At 59.8% G+C, this 22,806-nt stretch carries 20 protein-coding genes; 8 read left to right on the top strand and 12 right to left on the bottom strand.

Features of this window, described 5'->3' with window-relative positions:
* Positions 1-85: 85 nt before the first annotated feature.
* The gene (locus SOP97_RS19185) at positions 86-526 is read right to left on the bottom strand and encodes a GlcG/HbpS family heme-binding protein (RefSeq protein WP_090242071.1); all 441 of its coding nucleotides are present in this window, start codon (positions 524-526) and stop codon (positions 86-88) included.
* 159 nt (positions 527-685) lie between these two features.
* A complete protein-coding gene (locus tag SOP97_RS19180; RefSeq protein WP_090242072.1) occupies positions 686-1,591 on the bottom strand; it encodes a LysR family transcriptional regulator in 906 nt (301 codons plus the stop codon).
* Positions 1,592-1,706: 115 nt separating this feature from the next.
* Here SOP97_RS19180 and gcl point away from each other — a divergent pair, with 115 nt between their 5' ends.
* The 7 genes from gcl (at position 1,707) to SOP97_RS19145 (ending at position 10,339) form a co-directional block, all read left to right on the top strand.
* Positions 1,707-3,482: a glyoxylate carboligase gene (gcl, locus tag SOP97_RS19175; protein WP_322950501.1), complete on the top strand. Its 1,776-nt coding sequence runs from the start codon at positions 1,707-1,709 to the stop codon at positions 3,480-3,482.
* Between the two features lie 112 nt (positions 3,483-3,594).
* Positions 3,595-4,377 (top strand): hydroxypyruvate isomerase, encoded by a 783-nt coding sequence (gene hyi / locus SOP97_RS19170; RefSeq protein WP_322950500.1) that lies wholly within the window; start codon positions 3,595-3,597, stop codon positions 4,375-4,377.
* Between the two features lie 16 nt (positions 4,378-4,393).
* Entirely contained in the window at positions 4,394-5,284 is an 891-nt protein-coding gene (locus SOP97_RS19165; protein ID WP_322950499.1) for a 2-hydroxy-3-oxopropionate reductase, read from the top strand.
* Between the two features lie 331 nt (positions 5,285-5,615).
* Positions 5,616-6,890 (top strand): glycerate kinase type-2 family protein, encoded by a 1,275-nt coding sequence (locus tag SOP97_RS19160; protein WP_322950498.1) that lies wholly within the window; start codon positions 5,616-5,618, stop codon positions 6,888-6,890.
* Entirely contained in the window at positions 6,887-8,302 is a 1,416-nt protein-coding gene (pyk, locus tag SOP97_RS19155) for a pyruvate kinase (protein ID WP_322950497.1), read from the top strand. The genes SOP97_RS19160 and pyk overlap by 4 nt, the downstream gene beginning before the upstream one ends.
* Positions 8,303-8,488: 186 nt before the next feature.
* On the top strand, positions 8,489-9,442 hold the full coding sequence (locus SOP97_RS19150; protein ID WP_322950496.1) for an urea transporter: 954 nt from the start codon (positions 8,489-8,491) through the stop codon (positions 9,440-9,442).
* A 60-nt stretch (positions 9,443-9,502) separates the two neighbouring features.
* Positions 9,503-10,339, top strand: a complete 837-nt coding sequence (locus SOP97_RS19145) for an ion transporter (RefSeq protein WP_274088907.1) — start codon at positions 9,503-9,505, stop codon at positions 10,337-10,339.
* Between the two features lie 62 nt (positions 10,340-10,401).
* On the opposite strand, the gene SOP97_RS19140 is transcribed toward SOP97_RS19145, so the two are convergent.
* From SOP97_RS19140 to SOP97_RS19100, 9 genes are all read right to left on the bottom strand, one after another.
* Positions 10,402-11,382: a GlxA family transcriptional regulator gene (locus SOP97_RS19140; RefSeq protein WP_274088906.1), complete on the bottom strand. Its 981-nt coding sequence runs from the start codon at positions 11,380-11,382 to the stop codon at positions 10,402-10,404.
* A gap of 67 nt (positions 11,383-11,449) precedes the next feature.
* Positions 11,450-12,214, bottom strand: coding sequence for an ABC transporter ATP-binding protein (locus SOP97_RS19135; protein WP_274088905.1), 765 nt, complete (start codon positions 12,212-12,214; stop codon positions 11,450-11,452).
* Between the two features lie 18 nt (positions 12,215-12,232).
* Positions 12,233-13,345, bottom strand: a complete 1,113-nt coding sequence (locus tag SOP97_RS19130) for a succinylglutamate desuccinylase/aspartoacylase family protein (RefSeq protein ID WP_322950495.1) — start codon at positions 13,343-13,345, stop codon at positions 12,233-12,235.
* Positions 13,346-13,355: 10 nt separating this feature from the next.
* Complete coding sequence (locus tag SOP97_RS19125; protein WP_274088903.1) at positions 13,356-14,054, bottom strand: ABC transporter permease; 699 nt, start codon at positions 14,052-14,054, stop codon at positions 13,356-13,358.
* Between the two features lie 16 nt (positions 14,055-14,070).
* Positions 14,071-14,760: an ABC transporter permease gene (locus tag SOP97_RS19120; RefSeq protein ID WP_274088902.1), complete on the bottom strand. Its 690-nt coding sequence runs from the start codon at positions 14,758-14,760 to the stop codon at positions 14,071-14,073.
* 119 nt (positions 14,761-14,879) lie between these two features.
* Positions 14,880-15,659 (bottom strand): ABC transporter substrate-binding protein, encoded by a 780-nt coding sequence (locus SOP97_RS19115; RefSeq protein WP_274088901.1) that lies wholly within the window; start codon positions 15,657-15,659, stop codon positions 14,880-14,882.
* A gap of 565 nt (positions 15,660-16,224) precedes the next feature.
* On the bottom strand, positions 16,225-18,180 hold the full coding sequence (acs, locus tag SOP97_RS19110; RefSeq protein ID WP_322950494.1) for an acetate--CoA ligase: 1,956 nt from the start codon (positions 18,178-18,180) through the stop codon (positions 16,225-16,227).
* Positions 18,181-18,436: 256 nt separating this feature from the next.
* Positions 18,437-19,333, bottom strand: coding sequence for a DUF4824 family protein (locus SOP97_RS19105; protein WP_322950493.1), 897 nt, complete (start codon positions 19,331-19,333; stop codon positions 18,437-18,439).
* On the bottom strand, positions 19,330-20,403 hold the full coding sequence (locus tag SOP97_RS19100; RefSeq protein WP_322950492.1) for a DUF2157 domain-containing protein: 1,074 nt from the start codon (positions 20,401-20,403) through the stop codon (positions 19,330-19,332). The genes SOP97_RS19105 and SOP97_RS19100 overlap by 4 nt, the downstream gene beginning before the upstream one ends.
* 192 nt (positions 20,404-20,595) lie before the next feature.
* Here SOP97_RS19100 and SOP97_RS19095 point away from each other — a divergent pair, with 192 nt between their 5' ends.
* Positions 20,596-21,153: a nucleoside deaminase gene (locus SOP97_RS19095; RefSeq protein ID WP_322950491.1), complete on the top strand. Its 558-nt coding sequence runs from the start codon at positions 20,596-20,598 to the stop codon at positions 21,151-21,153.
* A gap of 5 nt (positions 21,154-21,158) precedes the next feature.
* Here SOP97_RS19095 and SOP97_RS19090 read toward each other — a convergent pair whose 3' ends face one another.
* Positions 21,159-22,712, bottom strand: coding sequence for a sigma-54-dependent transcriptional regulator (locus SOP97_RS19090; RefSeq protein WP_322950490.1), 1,554 nt, complete (start codon positions 22,710-22,712; stop codon positions 21,159-21,161).
* Positions 22,713-22,806 lie beyond the last annotated feature (94 nt).

The raw sequence follows: 22,806 nt of genomic DNA, 5'->3' as shown, positions 1-22,806 counted from the left end.
AGGTCACTGCCCGTGGGCTCAGTGGGAGGGGCTTTAGCGGCGAACTGTTAGAACTCTCGTCGTGGCTAAAGCCCCTCCCAATGGATCAGGCCGCGCCCCCGGCATCGGCGGTCAGCCCCACCGACTCCACCGCGCCAATCGCACACTGCTCGTCGATGTCCGAGGTATCGCCGGTGATACCGATGGCGCCGATCACTTCGCCCTGCTCGTCACGGATTAATACACCACCCGCCGCCGGCACCAGCTTGCCGTCGACCAGGTTATTCAGCGCACCGATAAAGGCCGGCCGCTGCAGCGCGTCTGCCGCGATGGCACGCGAGCCCTTGCCCAGCGCCACCGCGCCCCAAGCCTTGCCGATGGCTATCTGCGGGCGTAGCAGGCTCGCGCCGTCCTCACGCTGCAGGCTGATCAGGTGGCCGCCGGCATCCAGCACGGCAACAGTCAACGGTGCCGCGGACAGCTCCCGGCCAAGCGCCAGGGCTTGGTTGCTGATGGTAGTCGCGGTGTGCAGGTTCATAGCGCTCATATGTAGAGCCCTCTCGGAAAATGGATGGGAACAGGGCCTGCACGCACGACGTCATCGCCCGGAGCGAACAGGCGGGACAAGCCCACACATAAATAGTACACAATAAATAATATTTCCAGCACATATAAAATTAGTACCTGTATACAATTTAGCCGCCTTTCATCCTTCCCAATACCCCGGGCTGCTGTAGATCGTTTTCAGGTAGTCGATGAAAAAACGCACCTTGGCGGGCAAATAACGCTGCTGCGGATAGACCGCCTGAATGTCGTAAGCCGGCACGGCGAACTCGTCGAGCACCGTAACCAACTGCCCGCGCTTGAGTTCAGCCTGAATCTCCCAGGTCGAGCGCCAGCCGATGCCCAGGCCCTGTTTGACCCAGTTGTAGAGGAGCTCGCCGTCATTGCAATCGAGATTGCCGGAAACCTTGACCACCACCTGTTTTCCATCGCGCAGGAAGGTCCAGCCGCGCTGCTGGCCACCCTGCAGGTTGAACGCCAGGCAGTTGTGTTCGGCCAGATCCTCGAGGGCCTTGGGGGCGGGATGGCGCTCAAAATAGTCCGGCGAACCGCAGACCACCCGACGATTGGGGAACAGCTTGACAGCCACGTAGTTGGGATCTGTCACCTCGCCGATGCGGATGCCCATGTCGTAGCCCTGACGAACCAGATCAACCACGCTATCGGTCAGGTTGAACGACAGGTTCAGCTCCGGATAACGCGCCTGGAACGCCGGCGCATGTGGCGCGATATGCCGACGGCCGAACGCCGCAGGTGCCGACACCACCAGGTGCCCGCTCACCGAATGGCTGCCGTGGGTGATGCTGGCATCGGCCTCGGCGAAATCGCGCAGCAAACCGCGTGCCCGCTCCAGGTATTGCTCGCCCAGATCGGTCAGCGACAGGCCACGGGTCGAGCGATGCATCAACTTGACCCCCAGGTGCCGTTCGAGCATGTCGAGTCGCCGGCCCATCACCACCGGGGTCACTCCTTCAACCAAGGAGGCAGCGGCGAAGCTGCCCTGATCGGCCACCAGAACAAAACTGTGCAAAGCCGTATAACGATCCATTCGATACTCCTGATACCGACAGAAATGCAAATTCCTGCAATTTACTCCATTACACCCTACCTCCATGCTCTAGGCATGTAGAAATAATATCGACTAAATCCTGGAGGAGTTTTTCATGGCGCGTATGAGAGCAATCGAAGCTGCAGTACTGGTGATGCGCCGCGAGGGCGTTGACACGGCGTTCGGGATTCCCGGCGCGGCGATCAATCCGCTGTACGCGGCCCTGCAAAAAATCGGCGGCATCGACCACGTCCTGGCGCGCCACGTCGAAGGCGCCTCGCACATGGCCGAGGGTTACACCCGCACCAATGCCGGTAACATCGGCGTGTGCATCGGCACCTCGGGTCCGGCCGGCACCGACATGGTCACCGGCCTGTACTCGGCTTCCGCCGACTCCATCCCGATTCTGTGCATCACCGGCCAAGCGCCGCGTGCACGCATGCACAAGGAAGACTTCCAGGCGGTCGACATCACCAGCATCGTCAAGCCGGTGACCAAGTGGGCGACCACCGTAATGGAGCCGGGTCAGGTGCCGCGCGCCTTCCAGAAAGCCTTCTTCGAAATGCGCAGCGGCCGTCCAGGCCCCGTGCTGATCGACCTGCCGTTCGACGTGCAGATGGCTGAAATCGAATTCGACATCGACGCCTACCAACCACTGCCACTGGCCAAGCCAGCGGCCAACCGGGTGCAGGCCGAGAAAGCCCTGGCCATGCTGAATGACGCCGAGCGTCCATTGCTGGTCGCCGGTGGCGGTATCTTCAACGCCGACGCGGCCGACAAGCTGGTCGAGTTCGCCGAACTGACCGGCGTACCGGTCATCCCAACCCTGATGGGCTGGGGCGCAATTCCGGACGACCATAAGTTGATGGTCGGCATGGTGGGCCTGCAGACGTCGCACCGTTACGGCAACGCCACCCTGCTGGCCTCCGACTTGGTGTTCGGCATCGGCAACCGCTGGGCCAACCGCCACACCGGCAGCATCGAGGTCTACACCGAAGGCCGCAAGTTCATCCATGTCGACATCGAGCCGACCCAGATCGGCCGTGTATTCAACCCGGACCTGGGCATCGTTTCCGACGCAGGCGCCGCACTGGATGCCTTTATCGCCGTGGCCAAGGAATGGAAAGCCGCTGGCAAGCTGAAAAACCGCAGCGCCTGGCTGGAATCCTGTCAGGAGCGCAAGCGCACCCTGCAGCGCAAGACTCACTTCGACAACGTGCCGGTCAAGCCGCAGCGCGTGTACGAAGAGATGAACGAGTTCTTTGGCAAGGACACCTGCTACGTCAGCACCATCGGTCTGTCGCAGATCGCCGGCGCGCAGTTCCTCCACGTCTACAAGCCGCGCCACTGGATCAACTGTGGTCAGGCCGGTCCGCTCGGCTGGACCATTCCAGCAGCGCTCGGCGTGGTTAAGGCCGACCCGAGCCGCAATGTCGTGGCGCTGTCCGGCGACTATGACTTCCAGTTCATGATCGAAGAACTGGCAGTCGGCGCGCAGTTCAACCTGCCGTATATCCACGTCGTGGTGAACAACTCCTACCTAGGCCTGATCCGTCAGTCGCAGCGCGGTTTTGAGATGGACTACTGCGTGCAGTTGGCCTTCGAGAACATCAACGCGCCGGAGCTCAACGGTTACGGTGTCGACCACGTAGCCGTGGTTGAAGGTCTGGGTTGCAAAGCCGTCCGTGTGTTCGAGCCGAACGACATCCAGGCTGCACTGGCCAAGGCCAAAGCGCTGATGGAAGAGTTCCGTGTACCGGTAATGGTGGAAATCATCCTGGAGCGCGTTACCAACATCTCCATGGGTGTGGAAATCAACGCTATCAACGAGTTCGAAGAACTCGCCGAGCGCGGTGCCGACGCACCAAGCGCGATTTTATTGTTGGATTGATGCAATCGTACGGTGGATGTGACGAAGCAAATCCACCGTTTCAAGATGGAAAACGCTATGCGTTTTCCACGGGGTGGCCATCCACCCTACGCACCAAATAAAGGAGCCTACCATGCCCCGTTTTGCCGCTAATCTGTCCATGCTGTTCACTGAAGTGGACTTTCTAGAGCGTTTTGACGCCGCCGCTGCCGCTGGCTTCAGCGGTGTCGAATACCTGTTCCCCTACGATTTCCCAGCCGAGGTGATCAAGGCTCGTCTTGAGACCAACCAGCTTGAGCAGGTGTTGTTCAACCTGCCAGCCGGCGATTGGGCCAAGGGCGAGCGCGGTATCGCCTGCCACCCTGATCGCGTCGAGGAGTTCCGTGCCGGCGTCGACCAGGCTATCGCCTACGCCAAGGTGCTGGGCAATACACAGATCAACTGCCTGGCCGGTATCCGTCCGCAAGGCTACGACTGCGCAACGATTGAGCAGACCTTCGTTGATAACCTCACGTTTGCCGCCGAGCAGCTGCAAGCCGCCGGGATCAAGCTGGTGATGGAGATGATCAACACCCGCGACATCCCAGGCTTCTACCTGAACACTACCGTGCAGGCCCTGGCCATTCGCGACAAGGTCGCCAGCGCCAACCTGTTCCTGCAATACGACATCTACCACATGCAAATCATGGAAGGTGACCTGGCGCGTACCGTCGAGGCCAACCTGGCTGTGATCAACCACGTGCAGCTGGCCGACAATCCAGGCCGCAACGAGCCGGGCACGGGCGAGATCAATTACCGCTTCCTCTTTGAGCACCTGGATCGCATTGGTTACCAGGGCTGGATTGGCTGTGAATACAAGCCAGCCACCACCACCGCTGCCGGCCTTGGCTGGATGAAAGCTCACAACACCATCTAATCGGAGGATCTCTCACATGGCTAAAATCGGATTTATCGGCACGGGCATCATGGGTAAACCCATGGCGCAAAACCTGCAAAAAGCAGGTCACACCCTCTTCCTCTCCGAACACCACGACAAGGCCCCGGCTGATCTGGTGGCCGAGGGCGCTATCGCCCTGGCCAGCCCGCGTGAAGTGGCGCAGGAAGCCGAATTCATCATCATCATGGTGCCGGACACCCCGCAGGTTGAAGACGTCCTGTTCAGCAAAGGCGGTGTGGTTGAAGGCGCTGGCGCTGGCAAAATCGTGATCGACATGAGCTCGATCTCGCCGACCGCCACCAAGGTGTTCGCCGACAAGATCAAAGCCACAGGCGCTGCGTACCTTGACGCGCCGGTTTCCGGTGGTGAAGTGGGCGCTAAAGCCGCCACCCTGTCGATCATGGTCGGCGGTTGCCCGAAAGCCTTCGACCGCGCGCTGCCGCTGTTCCAGGCCATGGGCAAGAACATCACCCACGTCGGTGGCAGTGGTGACGGCCAGACCGCTAAGGTGGCCAACCAGATCATCGTCGCCCTGAACATTCAGGCTGTCGCTGAAGCCCTGCTGTTCGCCGCCAAGAACGGCGCCGATCCAGCCAAGGTGCGTGAGGCTCTGATGGGCGGCTTCGCCGGTTCGAAAATCCTTGAAGTGCACGGCGCGCGCATGATCAAAGGCACCTTTGATCCGGGCTTCCGTATCAGCCTGCACCAGAAGGACCTCAACCTCGCCCTCGCCGGCGCCCGTGAGCTAGGCCTTAACCTGCCTAACACCGCCAACGCCCAGCAAGTGTTCAGCACCTGCTCGGCCATCGGCGGCAGCAACTGGGACCACTCGGCGTTGATTAAAGGCCTGGAACACATGGCCAATTTCAACATCCGCGGCGAGTAAGCCCCCGCAGCGTTGATCACTGCATCAGCGGGTTGAACCAAGGTAGGTTGGCTCAACCTGAACGCACCCACACGCAACACGGGGTGCGGTGCTTATGACGCTCCAGCGTCAAACGTTATGATGCAGCAGCGCAAACGCTGCCCCCACGCTGGAGCGTGGGGACGATTACAGTTCTGAGTCGGGGTCAGCCGCCTCAGAACGCCCCTTTCGATCTGCCCGGTAAAACGGTGTCACGGCCTGTTTGCCGGGTGGATCGATTCTAGTGCAGAGGGCCTTCCCAGAAGACCCTGCGCACTAGAATTGAAGTTGGTCCAGACCTAGAGAGATCGCCATGTCCATCGATCCGCAACGCCTGCTACGCGACTTGTTCGCCAGCGCCATCGACGCCGCCCACCCGCGCCAGGTTTTGGCAAATTACCTCCCCGCAGACCGCAGCGGCCGCGTCATCGTCATTGGCGCCGGCAAGGCCGCCGCGGCCATGGCCGAAGTGATCGAGCAGGAATGGCACGGTGAGGTCTCAGGCTTAGTGGTGACCCGCTACGAGCACGGTGCCAATTGCCAGAAAATCGAAGTCGTCGAAGCAGCGCATCCAGTTCCCGATGATGCCGGTGAGCGTGTCGCCCGCCGAGTACTGGAGCTGGTGAGTAACCTCAGCGAAAGCGACCGGGTGATCTTCCTGCTCTCCGGCGGCGGTTCGTCCCTGCTCGCCCTGCCCGCGGCGGGCATCTCGCTCGCTGATAAGCAGGCAATCAACAAGGCGCTGCTGAAATCCGGCGCCACCATTGGTGAGATGAACTGCGTGCGCAAACACCTCTCGGCGATCAAGGGTGGTCGTTTGGCCAAGGCCAGCTGGCCGGCCAGCGTCTACACCTATGCGATTTCTGATGTGCCCGGTGATGAAGCGACAGTGATTGCCTCCGGCCCGACCGTGGCCGACCCCACCACCTCGGCCGAAGCCCTGGCGATTCTCACCCGCTATCAAATAGAGATCCCCGCCAACGTATGCAGCTGGCTGCAAAGCCCCGAGTCGGAAACGATTAAACCCGGCGACCCGTGCCTAGCGCGCAGCCACTTCCAGCTGATCGCCCGCCCACAGAAGTCGCTGGATGCTGCTGCGGCGGTGGTGCTCTCCGCTGGCTTGCCGGTGCTGATTCTCGGCGACCTGGAAGGCGAGTCGCGCGAGGTGGCCAAGGTCCACGCTGGCATCGCCAAACAGGTGGTGTTGCATGGCCAGCCGATCAAGGCGCCCTGCGTGATCCTCTCCGGTGGCGAAACCACCGTGACCGTGCGCGGCAACGGCCGTGGCGGGCGCAATGCCGAATTCCTCCTCAGCCTGACCGACAGCCTCAAGGGCTTGCCGGGCGTGTATGCCCTGGCCGGTGACACCGACGGCATCGACGGTTCCGAAGAAAACGCCGGGGCGATCATGACCCCCGAGAGCCACGCCCGCGCCGCCGCACTGGGCTTAAGCAGCAGTGATGAGCTGGACAACAACAACGGCTATGGCTACTTCGCCGCCCTTGACCAACTGATTATCACCGGGCCGACGCGCACCAACGTCAACGATTTTCGCGCCATTCTTATTCTCGAAGGTTCTGCCCAATGAACGCCGATAAAAAAGTAAAAATCCTCGCCACCCTTGGCCCTGCCATTAAAACCATCGACGACATCCGTCAGCTGGTGGAAAACGGCGCCAACCTGTTCCGTCTGAATTTCAGCCACGGTGAGCACGCCGATCACGCTGAGCGTTACAACTGGGTGCGTGAAGTTGAAAAACAGCTAAATACACCGATCGGCATCCTCATGGACCTGCAAGGCCCAAAACTGCGCGTCGGCAAATTTGCCGAGGGCAAGGTCATGCTCGAACGCGGGCAAAGCCTGCGCCTGGATCTGGACAAGACCCCTGGCAACAGCGAGCGGGTCAACCTGCCGCACCCAGAGATCATCGAAGCGCTGCAGCCGGGCATGAGCTTGCTGCTCGACGATGGCCGCCTGCGCCTGCAAGTCACCGCCAAACACAGCGATGCCGTCGACACCCAAGTGATCGCCGGTGGCGAACTGTCCGACCGCAAAGGCGTTAACGTACCGGAAGCTGTGCTGCAACTCAGCCCGCTGACCGAGAAAGACCGCCGCGACCTGTCCTTTGGCCTGGAGCTGGGTGTGGACTGGGTCGCACTGTCGTTCGTGCAGCGCCCAGAAGACATCGTCGAAGCGCGCGAGCTGATCCAGGGCAAAGCCTTGCTGATGGCCAAGATCGAGAAGCCCTCGGCCGTGGTGCACCTGGAAGAAATTGCCAAACTGTGCGACGCCATCATGGTTGCCCGTGGCGACCTGGGCGTGGAAGTGCCGGCTGAAAACGTACCGCGCATTCAGAAAGACATCATCCGTACCTGCCGCCAACTGGGTAAGCCGGTGGTAGTGGCCACGCAGATGCTTGAATCCATGCGCTTCTCGCCAGCACCGACGCGGGCCGAAGTCACCGACGTGGCCAACGCCGTGGCCGAAGGCGCCGATGCGGTCATGCTCTCGGCGGAAACCGCTTCCGGTGATTACCCGCAAGAAGCCGTGCAGATGATGAGCAAGATCATTCGCCAGGTGGAAAGCGGCCCGGACTTCCAGGCCCAGCTCGACGTTAGCCGTCCGGTCGCCGAAGCCACCTCCTCCGACGCCATCAGCTGCGCGATCCGCCGCATCAGCACCATTCTGCCGGTCGCCGCGCTGGTCAATTACACCGAGTCGGGCAGTTCCAGCCTCCGGGCCTCACGCGAGCGCCCTGCCGTGCCGATCCTCAGCCTGACCCCAAGCCTCAACACGGCCCGTCGCCTGAGCGTGGCCTGGGGCGTGTATTCGGTGGTCAACGCGCGCTTGAGCAAGGTTGAAGACGTTACCCGGACGGCCCTGGAAACAGCCCGTAGCACAGGCTTAGCCAAGACCGGCGACACCGTGGTGATTACCGCTGGCGAGCCGTTCGGCCAGCCTGGCAGCACCAACAGCCTGCGTATCGAAATTCTCCACTGAGTCATGACTGCAGCGGTTTCTAGGCCCGCTGCATAAGTGCTCCCCCTGGCTTTGCCAGTTTTAAGGCACCCTCTGTTCCCGCAGTGGGTGCTTCTTTTTTATGGCCCGCGCCCCAGGCGGACACCGCTTGGGCCGTCGCTGCATGGCGTTTAAAAGAGCCCTGTCATTTTATTCAGGTTCGTTTGCATGTCGTCACTCCCGCTCCCCATCAGCACCCGGCAAGGCTTGCGCGTCTTGCTCAACGGTTTCAGCCAGATTTTCCTGCAAACTCACCCCGGGTGCGGCCTGCTGGTGGTGCTGGCCATCGCCGTTGGCGCACCGCAGTTACTGGCCGGCGCACTGCTCGGTGGCTTCAGCAGCACGTTGACGGCGCAGCGCCGCGGCTTTGCCAGCGCAGATATCGAACTGGGCCTGTATGGCTACAACGGCATATTGCTGGGCATGCTGATCAGCCTGCAGTTCACCTGGTCGCTATTACTGCCGCTGTTGATCATCGCCATTGCCGGGCTGTCCAGCCTGTTGCTGGAACCCTGGATGCGGCGCATGCGTCAGCAGCAGTGGCTGCCGGCCTTCACCTTGCCCTTTGTGACCCTAAGCTGGCTGGTGCTATGGCTGGCCCCGGCCCTGCAATTGCAGCTGCAACAGCCGGCACCGAGCCAGCTACTGCCGCTCGATTGGCTGGCCAGTGTGCTGGCGATGGCACGCGGTTTGGGCCAGGTGATTTTCCTCGATCAACCCCTGGCCGGCGCCTGCATATTATTTGGCCTGCTGTTGGCTGATCGGCGCGCCGCCTGCTGGGCGCTCTTGGGCTCCGCCGGCGGCTTGGCCCTGGCGCTGAACCAAGGTCTGGGACAACAAAGCGCGCTTATCGGCCTGTATGGCTACAACGCTGCGCTGGCCGCTATAGCCCTAAACCAGGTGAACCGACAGGTTTGGCTGCCCGCATTGGGCATCGTGCTGGCGTTGGCGCTGCAACCTGGCTTCAGCGCACTGGGGCTGCCCGCCTTGACCATGCCCTTTATCCTCACCTGCTGGCTGGTGAGCGCCAGCCAACGACTACTGCGTAAAGCCGCAGACGACTGCACACCACTGCCGCCGCGTAAGGGCAAAAGCTTGCATCGTCAGGATAAAACTCCCTAGGCTGCACGCTCAGTCGTGCGCTTGATATAGGGGCGACGTCAACGGAGCAGCCAGAACACCATGGACACGCCGCACACCCTGCGTCAGCAGCTATACCGCATCATTTTCTTTACTGACACGCCAGCCGGGCAGCGCTTCGACCGCTACCTGCTGCTGGCCATTTTGGCCAGCCTGGTCGTGGTGATGCTCGACAGCATCGATACGATTCGCAGCCAGTATCAACCGCTGCTGACCGGGATTGAGTGGGCGTTTACCCTGCTGTTCGCCATCGAATACGCCGTGCGGTTGTACTGCTCACCGAAGCCACTGCGCTACGCCTTTAGTTTCTTCGGCCTGATTGATCTGCTGGCCATCCTGCCGGGCATCTTGGCGCTGTTTTATGGCGACGCGCAGTACCTGATGATCATCCGCGTGATCCGCATGTTGCGGGTGTTCCGCGTACTAAAACTCAGCCCCTACCTGCGCCAGGCCAACTTTCTACTGACCGCCCTGCGCGGCAGTAAGCAGAAGATCATCGTGTTCTTCGCCTGCATTGCCACCCTGGTCACGGTGTTCGGCACCCTGATGTACGTGATCGAAGGCCCTGCCCATGGCTTTACCAGCATTCCCAAAGGCATCTACTGGGCTGTGGTCACCCTGACCACGGTGGGTTTCGGCGATATCGTGCCGAAAACTCCGCTGGGTCAGGCGCTCTCAACCCTGGTGATGATCACCGGCTACTCGATCATTGCCGTGCCCACCGGCATCTTCACCGCCGAACTGGCCAGCGCCATGCGCGACGGCGACCAACTGAGACACGACTGCCCCAGCTGCGCGAAAAACCTCCACGAACAGGGCGCCTCCTTCTGTAGCCGTTGCGGTAACCCCTTGTACACACGCACCACCGAGCAAAGCTGAGCAACACTCAGGCAATAAAAAACCGCAGCGAACTGCGGTTTTTTATTGCCTGGCGGCGACCTTCAACCGCGCTCAGCGGCGCTTGAAGTCAGCTCGAACGGACTGTTGCTGCGCCGCTGGTTGCGGTCTTCACGCGGGGTGGCGCCGAAGAAATTACGGTAGGCGCTGGAGAAGTGCGGCCCGGAAGAAAACCCACAGGATAAGCCAATCTGGATGATCGACTTGCTGGTTTGCATCAGCAGCTGCCGCGCCTTGTTCAGGCGCAACTCCAGGTAATACTGGCTTGGCACGCGGTTGAGGTATTGCTTGAAAATGCGCTCCAGCTGACGCCGCGACACACAGACGTGTTGAGCGATTTCGTCGGTGGTCAGCGGCTCTTCGATATTGGCTTCCATCAACAGCACGGCTTGAGTCAGCTTGGGGTGGCTGGAGCCCAGACGGTTTTGCAGGGGGATGCGCTGACGTTCGCCGCCTTCGCGGATACGCTCAACCACTAACTCTTCCGACACCGCGCCCGCCAGCTCAGCGCCATGGTCGCGGGCCAACAAGGCCAGCAGTAAGTCGAGGACCGCCAAGCCACCACAGGCACTCAAGCGATCACGGTCCCAGTCAAACAAGTGGCTGGTGGCAATTACCTTGGGGAAGCGCTCACTGAAATCATCCTGCCAACGCCAGTGCACCGACGCGCGGTAACCATCAAGCAGCCCCAGTTGCGCCAGGGGATAGACGCCAGCGGCGATCGCCCCGACCACACAGCCGCCGCGTACCACGTGTTTGAGCGCTGCGGATAACGCCACCGGTATCGGCCCAGGCGGCTCATCCGCCAGCAGGAAAAGCTTCTGGCAACCTTCAAGCTTGCCCACCCAAGACTCACCCGGCAGTTGCCAGGCCCCTGCAAGGGGCGCTTCAGCCTGCAGAAACACCAGCTCGTAGACCACCTCGGGGTGGACGCGCTGAGCGACACGCAGCGCTTCTTCGGCCAAGGCCAGGGTCAACGGCTTGGTGGAGGGCCAAAGCAGAAAGCCAATTCGGTGGGAGTTCATGAGGGGCAGTTTAGGCTCAGTTGGCAATTATGGGCATAGCAGAAATGGCTACAGCAGTTGCCACTGGTTATTTGAGACTGCCCGAGAGGAACTGCTGCAAACGCTCGGATTGTGGATTGGCCAACACCTCACGCGGGCAACCGCGCTCTTCCACCACGCCTTTGTGAAGGAACACCAACTGGTTGGACACTTCGCGGGCAAAGCCCATTTCGTGAGTCACCACCACCATGGTACGGCCTTCCTGGGCTAAGTCCTGCATTACCTTGAGAACTTCGCCAACCAATTCCGGGTCAAGGGCCGACGTCGGCTCGTCGAACAGCATCACCTCAGGCTCCATCGCCAAGGCGCGGGCAATCGCCACACGCTGCTGCTCACCACCACTCATGTGCGCGGGATAGGCGTCTTTGCGATGCGCCACACCGACCTTGTTCAGGTAGTGCTCGGCTTTTTCGAGGGCGTCCTTCTTGCTCATGCCGAGCACGTGCACCGGGGCTTCCATCACGTTTTCCAAGGCGCTCATGTGCGACCACAGGTTGAAGTGCTGGAACACCATCGACAGCCGTGAGCGCATGCGCTGCAGTTGCTTGGGGTCACCGGCCTTGAGGCCACCGTCCTTGTTGGCGACTAACTTCAGCTCTTCGTTGTTGAGAAGAATCTTGCCGCTGTGTGGCTGTTCCAGCAGGTTGATGCAACGCAGGAAGGTACTCTTGCCCGAGCCACTGGAGCCAATGATGCTGATCACATCGCCGGCCTTGGCGGCCAGCGACACGCCCTTCAATACTTCATGGCTGCCGTAGCGCTTGTGCAGATCCTGAACTTCAAGTTTGTACATGGTTTCCACTCTCTTGAATCAGTCGCTGAGCAAGCGACCCTGGCGAATAGGGGTACGACCGGCCACCTTGGCCAACCACAAACCGGGCTGGGCAAAACGCAACCGCTCACGCGCATAGAGCACACCCTCGGTGACCGCACAGACGGTGGTGTGGCGATCATCCAGAGGGTCGATTACTTCAAACAATGGATCGCCGGTTTTAACGGTTGCCCCCACGGGTTGCAGAAAACTCACCACTCCAGCGTGCGGCGCATAGGCATATTGCGCACCGTTAAACGGTGTGGCGGCGCAGCTTTCAGCGGGCGCATGCGGCCAATCACCGGCAATCAGCCCTTGTTCAGCGAGAAACGCCAAAATGCTTTCGGCACTGGCTTGGGCATCAGGTTTGCCAGTATCGGCCATGCCGCCCAACTCGACGGTCACCGCCAGGCAGGCCAATGGCACAGCGGCCTGAGGAAACTGCCGCGCCAGCTGCACCCAGGGCAAGGCGCAGGCCTCATCGAAGGAGCTGCCACCGGAATCCTCAACGGTCAGTGCCGCACCGGCCTGCAACCGTGCGGCCAGCGAACGTAATTGCGGCCACTGCTGCGGCAGCAGGTACAGATGCACCGCCGCATCAAAATCACAGTGCAGATCGAGTACTACATCGGCATCGCAGGCATGCTTGAGCAGCAGGCGCTGCATGCCTTGCAGCTCTGAGCTGGCTGGCGGCAAGGCCTCCAGCGCGGCCTGCATGGCGGCGCGAATCAGCCTCACATTGCTCGGGCCATCACTGCCCAGACAGTCTTCCAGCGCTGGCGCGATGGCAGCAGCCAGATCAAAGAAATCGCGGTTGAAGTTCTTGCCGCTGCCCAGCTCGAAACGGCCCTGATGGGTTGCCTGAAACATCTGCCCCAAACCAATCGGGTTGGCCACGGGCACCAGCTCGATCACCCCGGCCAAACGACCCTGGGCTTCCAACTCACGCAAGCGGCGCTTGAGCTCAACCGCCACACGCATTCCTGGCAGCTCATCGGCATGCAAGGAGGCTTGGATATAGGCCTTGCATGGGCCATGGCCGAAACGAAACACGCTCAAGCGGCGTTCGGTTCCGGGGCAACCCCAGGGCAGTGGATGATCAATACGCTGCATGGCTTGTTCCTCAGGCTTTGCGCGGCGCCAGGTAGGCCAACCAGCGGCGCTCGGCCAACTTGAACAGACGGACGAGGATAAAGGTCAGGCACAGGTAGAACAGACCGGCGGTGATAAACGCCTCAAACGGCAGGTAATACTGCGAGCTAACGGTGCGTGCCGCGCCAGTGATGTCGATCAGGGTGACGATCGAGGCTAGCGAGGTGGTGTGCAGCATCATGATTACTTCGTTGCTGTACTGCGGCAGCGCACGACGCAACGCCGAAGGCAGGAGGATCCGCCGGTACAGCTTGAAACGCGACATGCCCATGGCTTTCGCCGCTTCAATCTCACCATGCGGCGTGGCCTTGAGGCTGCCCGCGAGAATCTCTGCGCTGTAAGCGCTGGTGTTGATGGCGAACGCCAGGCAGGCACAGAAGGTCGCGCTGGAGAAATATGGCCAGAGGAAACTCTCACGTATCGCTTCGAACTGGGCCAAGCCGTAATAGATGAGAAACAGCTGCACCAGCATCGGGGTGCCGCGAATCACATAGGTGTAGAGCCAGGCCGGGAAATTAACCCATGGCGATTTTGAAACACGCATCAGCCCCAGGGGAGTGGCCACAGCCAGACCACATGCCAGGGAAATCAGCAGAATTTTCAGGGTGACCAGTACACCGCCCAAGTACAGCGGCAGGTTTTCCAGGATTACGTTGTAGTCAAAAATCATCGCTGCGCTCCCCCGCTTACAGATCAGCGGCTTTGATGCCGACCGAGTAACGTTTTTCCAGGTAACGCAAAGCCAGCAGCGACACGCTGGTCAGCACCAGATACAGGGCGGCAACCGCCAGGTAAAAGGTGAAGGGCTCGCGGGTGGCATCGGCGGCACTTTTCGCCTTGAACATCATGTCTTGCAGGCCAACCACGGAGATCAGCGCAGTAGCCTTGGTCAACACCAGCCAGTTGTTGGTGAACCCGGGGATGGCGAAGCGAATCATCTGCGGCACCAGAATGCGGAAGAACACCTGCATGCCACTCATGCCGTACGCGGCACCGGCTTCGGCCTGACCTTTGGGAATGGCCATAAAGGCCCCACGGAAAGTCTCCGACAGGTAAGCACCAAAGATAAAGCCCATGGTGAACACGCCGGCAATAAACGGGTTGATGTCGATGTAATCGTCGTGACCAAGCATCGGCGCCAGACGGTTCACCATGTCCTGACCGCCATAAAAGATCAGCAGGATCAGCACCAAATCAGGAATACCGCGAATCACCGTAGCGTAGGTTTCCCCCAGTAGCGCCAGCCACTTGATGGGCGACAGGCGAAACGCCGCACCCAGCAAGCCCAACACGATGGCCACCGCCATCGACGTCAGCGCCAGAATCAGGGTGAGCCAGGCACCCTCTAAAATGGTCGAGCCGTAGCCGTTGAGCATGCTCTGAATACCTCATGCAAACGCCGGGCGGCGCCTGGGAGTACAACGAAAAAGTGGCGTAAACCTCAAATAAAGGCGGGTTTACGCCACTTTCAGTGAAGACGACCGAGCGAACTCAATCAGTCGCCGTAGACGTTGAAGTCAAAGTACTTGTCCTGCATTTCCTTGTACTTGCCGTTGGCACGGATGGCCAGAATGGCAGCGCTGATCTTGTCAGCCAGTGCTTTGTCGCCCTTGCGCACGGCAATGCCCTGACCTTCGCCGAAGTATTTGACGTCGGTGAAATCCGGGCCAACAAACGCAAAGCCTTTACCGGCGTCAGTTTTCAGGAAGCCGTCGTCGATATTCACCGAGTCAGCCAGGGTGGCATCCAGGCGGCCAGAGTTCAGATCGAGGAAGATTTCGTTCTGCGAGCTGTAACGCACGATCTCGGCACCTGCCGCCGCAAATACATCCGTGGCAAAACGGTCGTAAACAGAGGAGCGCTGCACGCCAATCTTCTTGCCTTTGAGATCTACCGCAGGGTCTTTCATCTCGGTACCGGCTTTCATCGCCAGCTTGGCCGGAGTGGCGTAGTACTTACCGGTGAAATCTACGGACTTCTTGCGATCGTCAGTAATCGACATGGACGACAGCACGGCATCAAACTTGCGCACTTTCAGTGCCGGGATCAGGCCGTCGAACTCCTGCTCGATCCACTTGCATTCAACTTTCATCTCTTCGCACAGGGCGACGCCGATGTCGTAGTCAAAACCGCTAATGGCACCTTCTGGAGTTTTGAAAGCAAACGGCGGGTAAGCCGCTTCGATACCAATACGCAGAGGCTTAGCCTCTTCAGCCATGGCCAGCGGCGACAGCATGGACAGCGCCAGTGCGCCGAGAAGTGCAATCTTCTTCATCTTATGACTCCTTCGAATGGGTATGGCTTTAAGGGGTATCAAACAGCAGGCCGGACATTGACCGTGCCTGTTGTGGCGCATTCAGGCTGCATAAATTGTAGTGAGTCGGCGTCAAGCTGCGCAGTGCACAGTGCTCAGACGGCCTCAGCCGAGTGAGCGGCATTCTAGCGACAGCTCGAAAGTCGATATTTCTTCAATGCGACAAGTAATTACAAAAGACCCGAACAAGCACCGCGGGGATATTGACAGCCCCGAAAAAACATGGGGACAGAAAGATAGCAAACCTGTTTGTAAAGCAATTAGCGCGCCGCATTTTATTCAGGCCCTTATTTTGGCGACCTGGCCACACATTTTATCTTCTCTAGCGCAGTAGCGGCGCGCCATTTTGGCGCAAAACGTTCCCGCACACCTCATAAAAGTGCGCGGTGTTACGCCAGGGTGACAGTCGGCTACCCAGATGAAAATCGATCACTGCGACTTTGCACTGATTTTCGACCAGAAAGCACAACGCCCTGCCCGGCTTGTGGCCGAAACAGGGCGTTGCTTGCAGGTGCTTTAACGGCTGTTAGGCAGCCTGCATCTGGCGGTGGGTGTCAATGAGGTGCTGCACCACGCCAGGATCGGCCAGCGTGGAGATATCGCCGAGTCCATCGTATTCGGCGGTAGCGATCTTGCGCAGGATACGGCGCATGATCTTACCCGAACGCGTTTTCGGCAGGCCTGGGGCCCACTGAATAACGTCCGGTGTAGCAATTGGGCCAATTTCCTTACGCACCCAATTCTTAAGTTCTTGTCGCAGCTGCTCGGACGGCTCCTGCCCCTGGTTCAAGGTCACGTAAACGTAGATGCCCTGGCCCTTGATGTCGTGCGGCACACCGACCACTGCGGCTTCGGCGACTTTCGGGTGAGCGACCATGGCGCTCTCCACTTCGGCGGTGCCCATGCGGTGACCGGAAACGTTGAGCACGTCATCCACCCGGCCGGTGATCCACCAGTAGCCGTCTTCGTCGCGACGAGCACCGTCACCGGTGAAGTACATGCCTTTGAAGGTCTTGAAGTAGGTATCGACGAAGCGGTCGTGGTCGCCATACAAAGTGCGCGACTGACCCGGCCAGGAATCGAGGATCACTAAGTTACCCTCGGCCGGGCCCTCGATGATGTTGCCCAAGTTATCGACCAAGGCTGGCACCACACCGAAGAACGGACGAGTCGCCGAGCCGGGTTTGAGCGCTGTGGCACCCGGCAACGGGGTAATCATGAAACCACCCGTTTCGGTCTGCCACCAGGTGTCAACGATCGGGCAGCGCGACTGGCCTACCTTCTCGTAGTACCAGTGCCACGCTTCAGGATTGATCGGCTCGCCCACCGAGCCAAGCAGACGCAGGCTGGAACCATCAGCGCCCTCAACGGCAGCATCGCCCTGGGCCATCATGGCGCGAATTGCAGTCGGCGCGGTGTAGAGGATGTTGACCTTGTGCTTGTCGATGATCTTCGACACACGGGTCACATCGGGATAATTCGGGATGCCTTCAAACATCAGAGTGGTCGCGCCGTTAGCCAGCGGGCCGTAGACGATATAGCTGTGGCCCGTGACCCAGCCAACGTCGGCGGTGCACCAGTAAACGTCGCCCGGCTTGTAGTCGAATACCCGTTCATGGGTCAGTGCGGCATACAGCAGGTAGCCGCCGGTGGTGTGCAGTACGCCTTTAGGCTTACCAGTCGAGCCGGAGGTATAGAGGATAAACAGCGCTTCTTCAGCACCCATTTCTTTGGGCGCGCAAACGCTGCCAGCCACTTTCATCAGGTCGTCGTACCAGATATCGCGATGCTGGTTCCACTTGATCTCGGAACCGGTGCGCTTGACCACGATGACCTTCTGAATGCTGCGCGTCTCAGGGTTGGTCAGGGCGTCGTCAACGTTGGCCTTGAGTGCAACCTTCTTGCCGCCACGCAGGCCTTCGTCAGCGGTGATCACCACCTTGGACTGGCAATCGATAATGCGCCCCGCCAGCGCTTCTGGAGAGAAACCGCCGAACACCACCGAGTGAATGGCACCGATGCGGGTACAGGCCAGCATGGCGACTACGGCTTCGGGGATCATCGGCATATAGATGGTTACCACGTCGCCGCGATGCACATCCTGGCCGCGCAGGGCGTTGGCCAGTTTGCAGACTTCTTCATGCAACTCGCGGTAGGTGATGTTGCGGCTTTCAGACGGATCATCGCCTTCCCAGATAATCGCCACCTGATCACCGCGCTCGGCCAAATGACGGTCCAGGCAGTTGTAGGAAACGTTCAAGGTGCCATCGGCAAACCACTTGATGTCGACACGGTGATCGTCAAAAGAGGTTTGCTTGACTTGAGTAAACGGCTTGATCCAGTCCAGGCGCTGAGCCTGCTCGCGCCAGAAACCATCGGGGTTGATCACCGACTGCTGGTACATGGCTTTATAAGTCGCCTCGTCAGTCAGCGACTGGGCCGCCGCCTCAGGGGACACGGGATACAAGGACGCAGCACTCATTAGAAACACCTCGGTGGGTAGTTGTTGTTCTATGCCCCATTTTGTAGCCAGCACGCCACTGCAGGGCCATTCGACCATGGTCTTAACGCTCTAAGACGATAGTCTCACGGGCTGGCCGGAGCTTTTTTGCGGGCAAAAAAAAGCGACCTAAACAGGTCGCCACCCAAATCATTCCGGGGGAGGAATGGAGAAACGCTTGAATTCAAATCACGCAGAATTTGAATGCATCCAGTCTCCCCCGAAACCGCGCGCCCAGCTATTGCACCTTGGTCGTAGGCACGCTCACCTCAACAAACCAAGGCTCTAGACGCCGGCCAAAAGCGACACTGGCAGTAAAGCGCGGCTGATCAGCCGGATAATCCATACCAGACAACTCGTCCTGCTGGGGCAAACTGTCGAACGTCGCATGCCAGCGTCTCGGCAGGTTAAGACTGTGCAGCCCCGGGGTACTTGCCGAACCACCCAACAGCCAGGTAACACGCTGGCTTTGCGGGCGCGGATCCTGGCCTTCTCCCGTCCACTCACTGACCACGCTGCTGACTCGCGCCTCGACAATGCCACGCACGATGGCGTATCGCTGCCGATCCGGATAACGCGCACGCAACGCCTGCTGATCAGCGCCAACGTCCACGACCAGCAGCCGGCTGGCACGCTGCTGCTCATATTCCAGAGCATTGCCGGCGTTCTTTGCCGCATCCTGCAGCTCTTTACTGTCCGGTACGGACGCTTGCAGACGCAGGGCTGCAGCATGTGCTGCCCGCACTAACTCCACCTCGCGTTGCAAGGCCGGGCCATCAAGCTCCAGCACCAGCAGCGCCTCGCGGTCCAGCTGACGGCGATAGCGGCTTACTGCCGCCTCACTCACCTGCGCGGGCACCTGGAAACCCAGCGCCGCCATCTTTTCAGCACTGATCGACAAGCCGTATTGCTCATTATCGGCCTGACTGGGCCAGCGATAATCCAGGCGCAGCGCAAGGCTGCTGTTGTCCTTACGCCAATAGGTGTGGGTGCTGCCCAACTCGCGCTCGGATAACAGCAATTGGCTCTGCGCCGGTGGTTGGCGGTTCCAAGCCACACTCGCCAGGATGATGGCGTTCACCAGGCCAATCAACGCCAGGCCAGCAATCAGGTATCGCGGACGAAAGCCCTTCAATGCGCACCTCCCAACAAGCCATGGCGACTACGCAAGCGCCGCAGCACCAACAAAATCAATACCGCACACAGGCCCAGCATCAGGAAAAACAGGTACTTGGGCATGCTCTCCCACCACCAGTCGAACAGTTTGCTGTAGAGGAAAAGCACAAAGAACATCAGCCCAGTATTCACCGTATCCGGCCACTCACGGCGTACGCCCAGCCAAATAAACAAGGCCGCCAGAATAAAACCCGCGAACTGGTAAGCGCTCTCGATGTACTCAGGCGGAAAGTCGAAGTAACTGCCGTTGCCCCAATGCGCCAATAGCAATACGGGCAGGAACACCCCGAGCAGGCCGATAACCCGGTAAATCAGCGCAAAACCATCAAAACGGCGTTGATCGAGCCACAACGGCAGCGCAAAGATCAGCAGCGCCGGGGCAATAAAACTCTCCGGGCGCTGAGCAAAACCCAGCCAGTAGATGCCATCCCAACTGCCGATGCGCATGGCGAAAAATGCCAGCAAACAACTCAGCCCAACAGCCAACAACAGGCTAGTACCACAGGCATACGCCAGCAACAGCGCATAGAGTGCCCAAGGCAACAGCGCATTAGCCGAAGGGGTGATATTGAAGATTTGCCCGAGCATGACGATGTTCAGCACAAAACAGGTAAACGCCACCAAGGCCGCCAGTTTGCTGAAATATCCGGCGCCATCACGATGCCGTACCCACAGCGTCAAGCCAAACGAAGCAATGCTCGCCGTTAACAGAACCGCCACCTGCCCCGCCGTGATGAAAAAGCCCCAGAACTGGTAGAACAGAAAAAACACACTGGCCGCCAACGTTAATGCGCCCAGAAACGACGCAATGCGCATACCCAGCGACAGTTGGCGGGTTTGAGTGTCGTGATCGATATCAAAAGCGGCCCGGTAGCGATCAAGCAATTGCTGCTGGTATTCCTGCAGGTTGGCGCGCTGACTGTCGCTCAGGCATAACACCTGCTCAGCTTCTAGGCGTGCCAACTCACGGTTAAACACGCCGATATCGTCGGCACGTTGTTGGGCATCGCTGCGGTTCAAACTTGGCATAGCAATCCTTACTGCAGTTACATTGACCCGATCCGTCAGCACACTCTAGCGCTAATGCCTTGGCGTTGCTCTGCACCAGCAAGTCTTTACAAAGCCTATAACCTTCGTGCGCCTAACGCTCTACTGGCCTCATCTATTACCAGCCACAGCTAAGCTGTAACGGCCAACACAGCACATGCCACGGACGCCGCGATGAACGAACAGCATGCCGCCCTACTGCACCATGCCCCGCGCAGCCAAAAGCCCGCCGACACCTGGGCCAGACTGTGCTGCGAACAGGCGATTCTGGCGGTGGAACACGGTTGTTATGGTGTAGGTGCCGTGCTGGTTAACCAGGCGCACGAGTTGCTGTGCAGTGCACGCAACCAGGTGTTTGTCGATGGCCATTACAACAGTGCCGGGCATGCTGAGATGCAGCTGCTCGACCAGCTGGAGGCCGAGCACCCACAGCAAGACCGCAGCGTTCTCACGCTGTACGTAAGTTTGCAGCCCTGCCTAATGTGCTATGGCCGTATCTTGCTGGCGGGCATACCCCGTGTGCGTTACCTGGCCGTCGATAAGCCCGGCGGTTTTACCGGCAAAGGGTTGCCGCCGGCATGGGCCGAGCTGGCGGCCCACACCTCAATCCACCAAGCCCGCGTGGACAGTTACTGGATCAATTTGGCAGAACAGGCAATCAGCACCCTGCAAGATCGCCAGGTGATGCGCCAACGCGTCCTATCAGCCTGGCGCGGCACATCGCTGCCTTGAACGCACTAGTCCTTCCCCAATCCATGCTGGCGCAGCTTGTTGGCGATGGTGGTGTGTGAAACACCGAGGCGCTTACCCAGCTGGCGGCTACTGGGGTGATCGTGAAACAAGCGCTCCAACACAGCCTTCTCGAAACGCCCGAGAATCTCATCCAGCCCGCCTTCAACTGAGAACTCACCCAGCGGCTGCGGCGCGCCATAGTCCGGCAGGCGGATATGCTCGGCCTTGACCATGCCGCCGTCACACAGCGATACGGCCTGAAACAGCACGTTCTCCAGCTGACGCACATTGCCCGGCCAATGGTAATGGCTGAGTTTGTCCAGCACAGCAGGCGCAAGCGTGGGCAGCGGGCAACTTATTTGCCGGCTGGCCTGATCGAGAAAATGCTCAACCAAGGGCGGCAAGCCGTCCAGACATTCGCGCAGCGGCGGAATGTGCAGGCTCAGTACGTTAAGCCGGTGATAGAGGTCCTGCCGGAATTCGCCCTTGGTGCACAGCTCTGACAGATCAACCTGGGTGGCGCACATCACCCGCACATCCAGATAAACCTCCTCGTCACTGCCGACCCGGCGGAAGCAGCCATCCTGCAAAAAGCGCAGCAGCTTAGCCTGCAAGCGCGGGCTCATCTCGCCCACGCCATCGAGAAACAGCGTGCCACCGGCCGTCAGTTCCAGCAGGCCGAGCTTGCCTTCTGGGCGCGCGCCTTCGAAGGCTCCGGGGCCGTAGCCAAACAGCTCAGTCTCGGCCATGGACTCCGGCAACCCGGCGCAATTAAGCGCCATAAAGGGCGACTGCCCACGCGGGCTGGCCAGGTGGCATGCACGCGCCAGCAGCTCTTTACCCGTGCCGGTTTCGCCCTCAATCAACAGCGGCGCATCCAGCGGGGCCATGCGCCGCGCCTCGCGAACCACCGCGGCCATCACCTTGGAGCTTTGGAAAATACTGTCGAAACCGCGCAACTCCTGCTTGCGCACGTTGTAGATGCGCTCACCAACCCGGTCCGCCCGGTGCAACGTCAACACTGCACCCGCGAGGGCGTCGCTTTCATCGTGCTCGGTTTGCAGCGGCGCGATGTCTGCGAGAAACACATCGCCTTTAATCTTCACGCGCAGGCCATTGATCCGCGATTTATTGCTGCGCACCAGTTCGGGCAGGTCGAAATCCTCGGCGTAGCGCGACAGCGCAATGCCCGGCACTTCATCCACCCGCACGCCCAACAGCTGCGCGGCGCTGCGGTTGGCGGCGACAATCGAGCCGCCCATGTCGATGGACAACACCGGAAAATCCAGCGCGCCGAGCAAGGCGTTCAACTCCAGGTGTCGCCGCTCGCTGGGCATCAACCCCACACGTTTCACCCCAAACACCCCGGCAATGGCCTCAAATTTGGACCGCAGCGACTGGAACTGCAGGTTGATCAGGTTCGGGCAGTGCAGGTAGATGGCATTGCCCTGCTCGCCGCCCACCTCCCCTCGGGCGACGTTAATCCCGTATTCGACCAGCAGGTTGAGGATGTCGCGCAGGATGCCAATTCGGTTCTGACAATGGACTTTGATACGCATGGCAGGGCTCTGATCAGGCTTCTTATTAGACCGCTGCGCAAAAGAATCAACGCTGGCGGCGGATTGTTCGTCAAGAATATGTGACAGATCAGCG

This window comes from Pseudomonas spirodelae, assembly GCF_034653255.1.
Lineage (GTDB): Bacteria > Pseudomonadota > Gammaproteobacteria > Pseudomonadales > Pseudomonadaceae > Aquipseudomonas > Aquipseudomonas spirodelae.
This window is presented reverse-complemented; position numbering and strand designations above follow the sequence as displayed.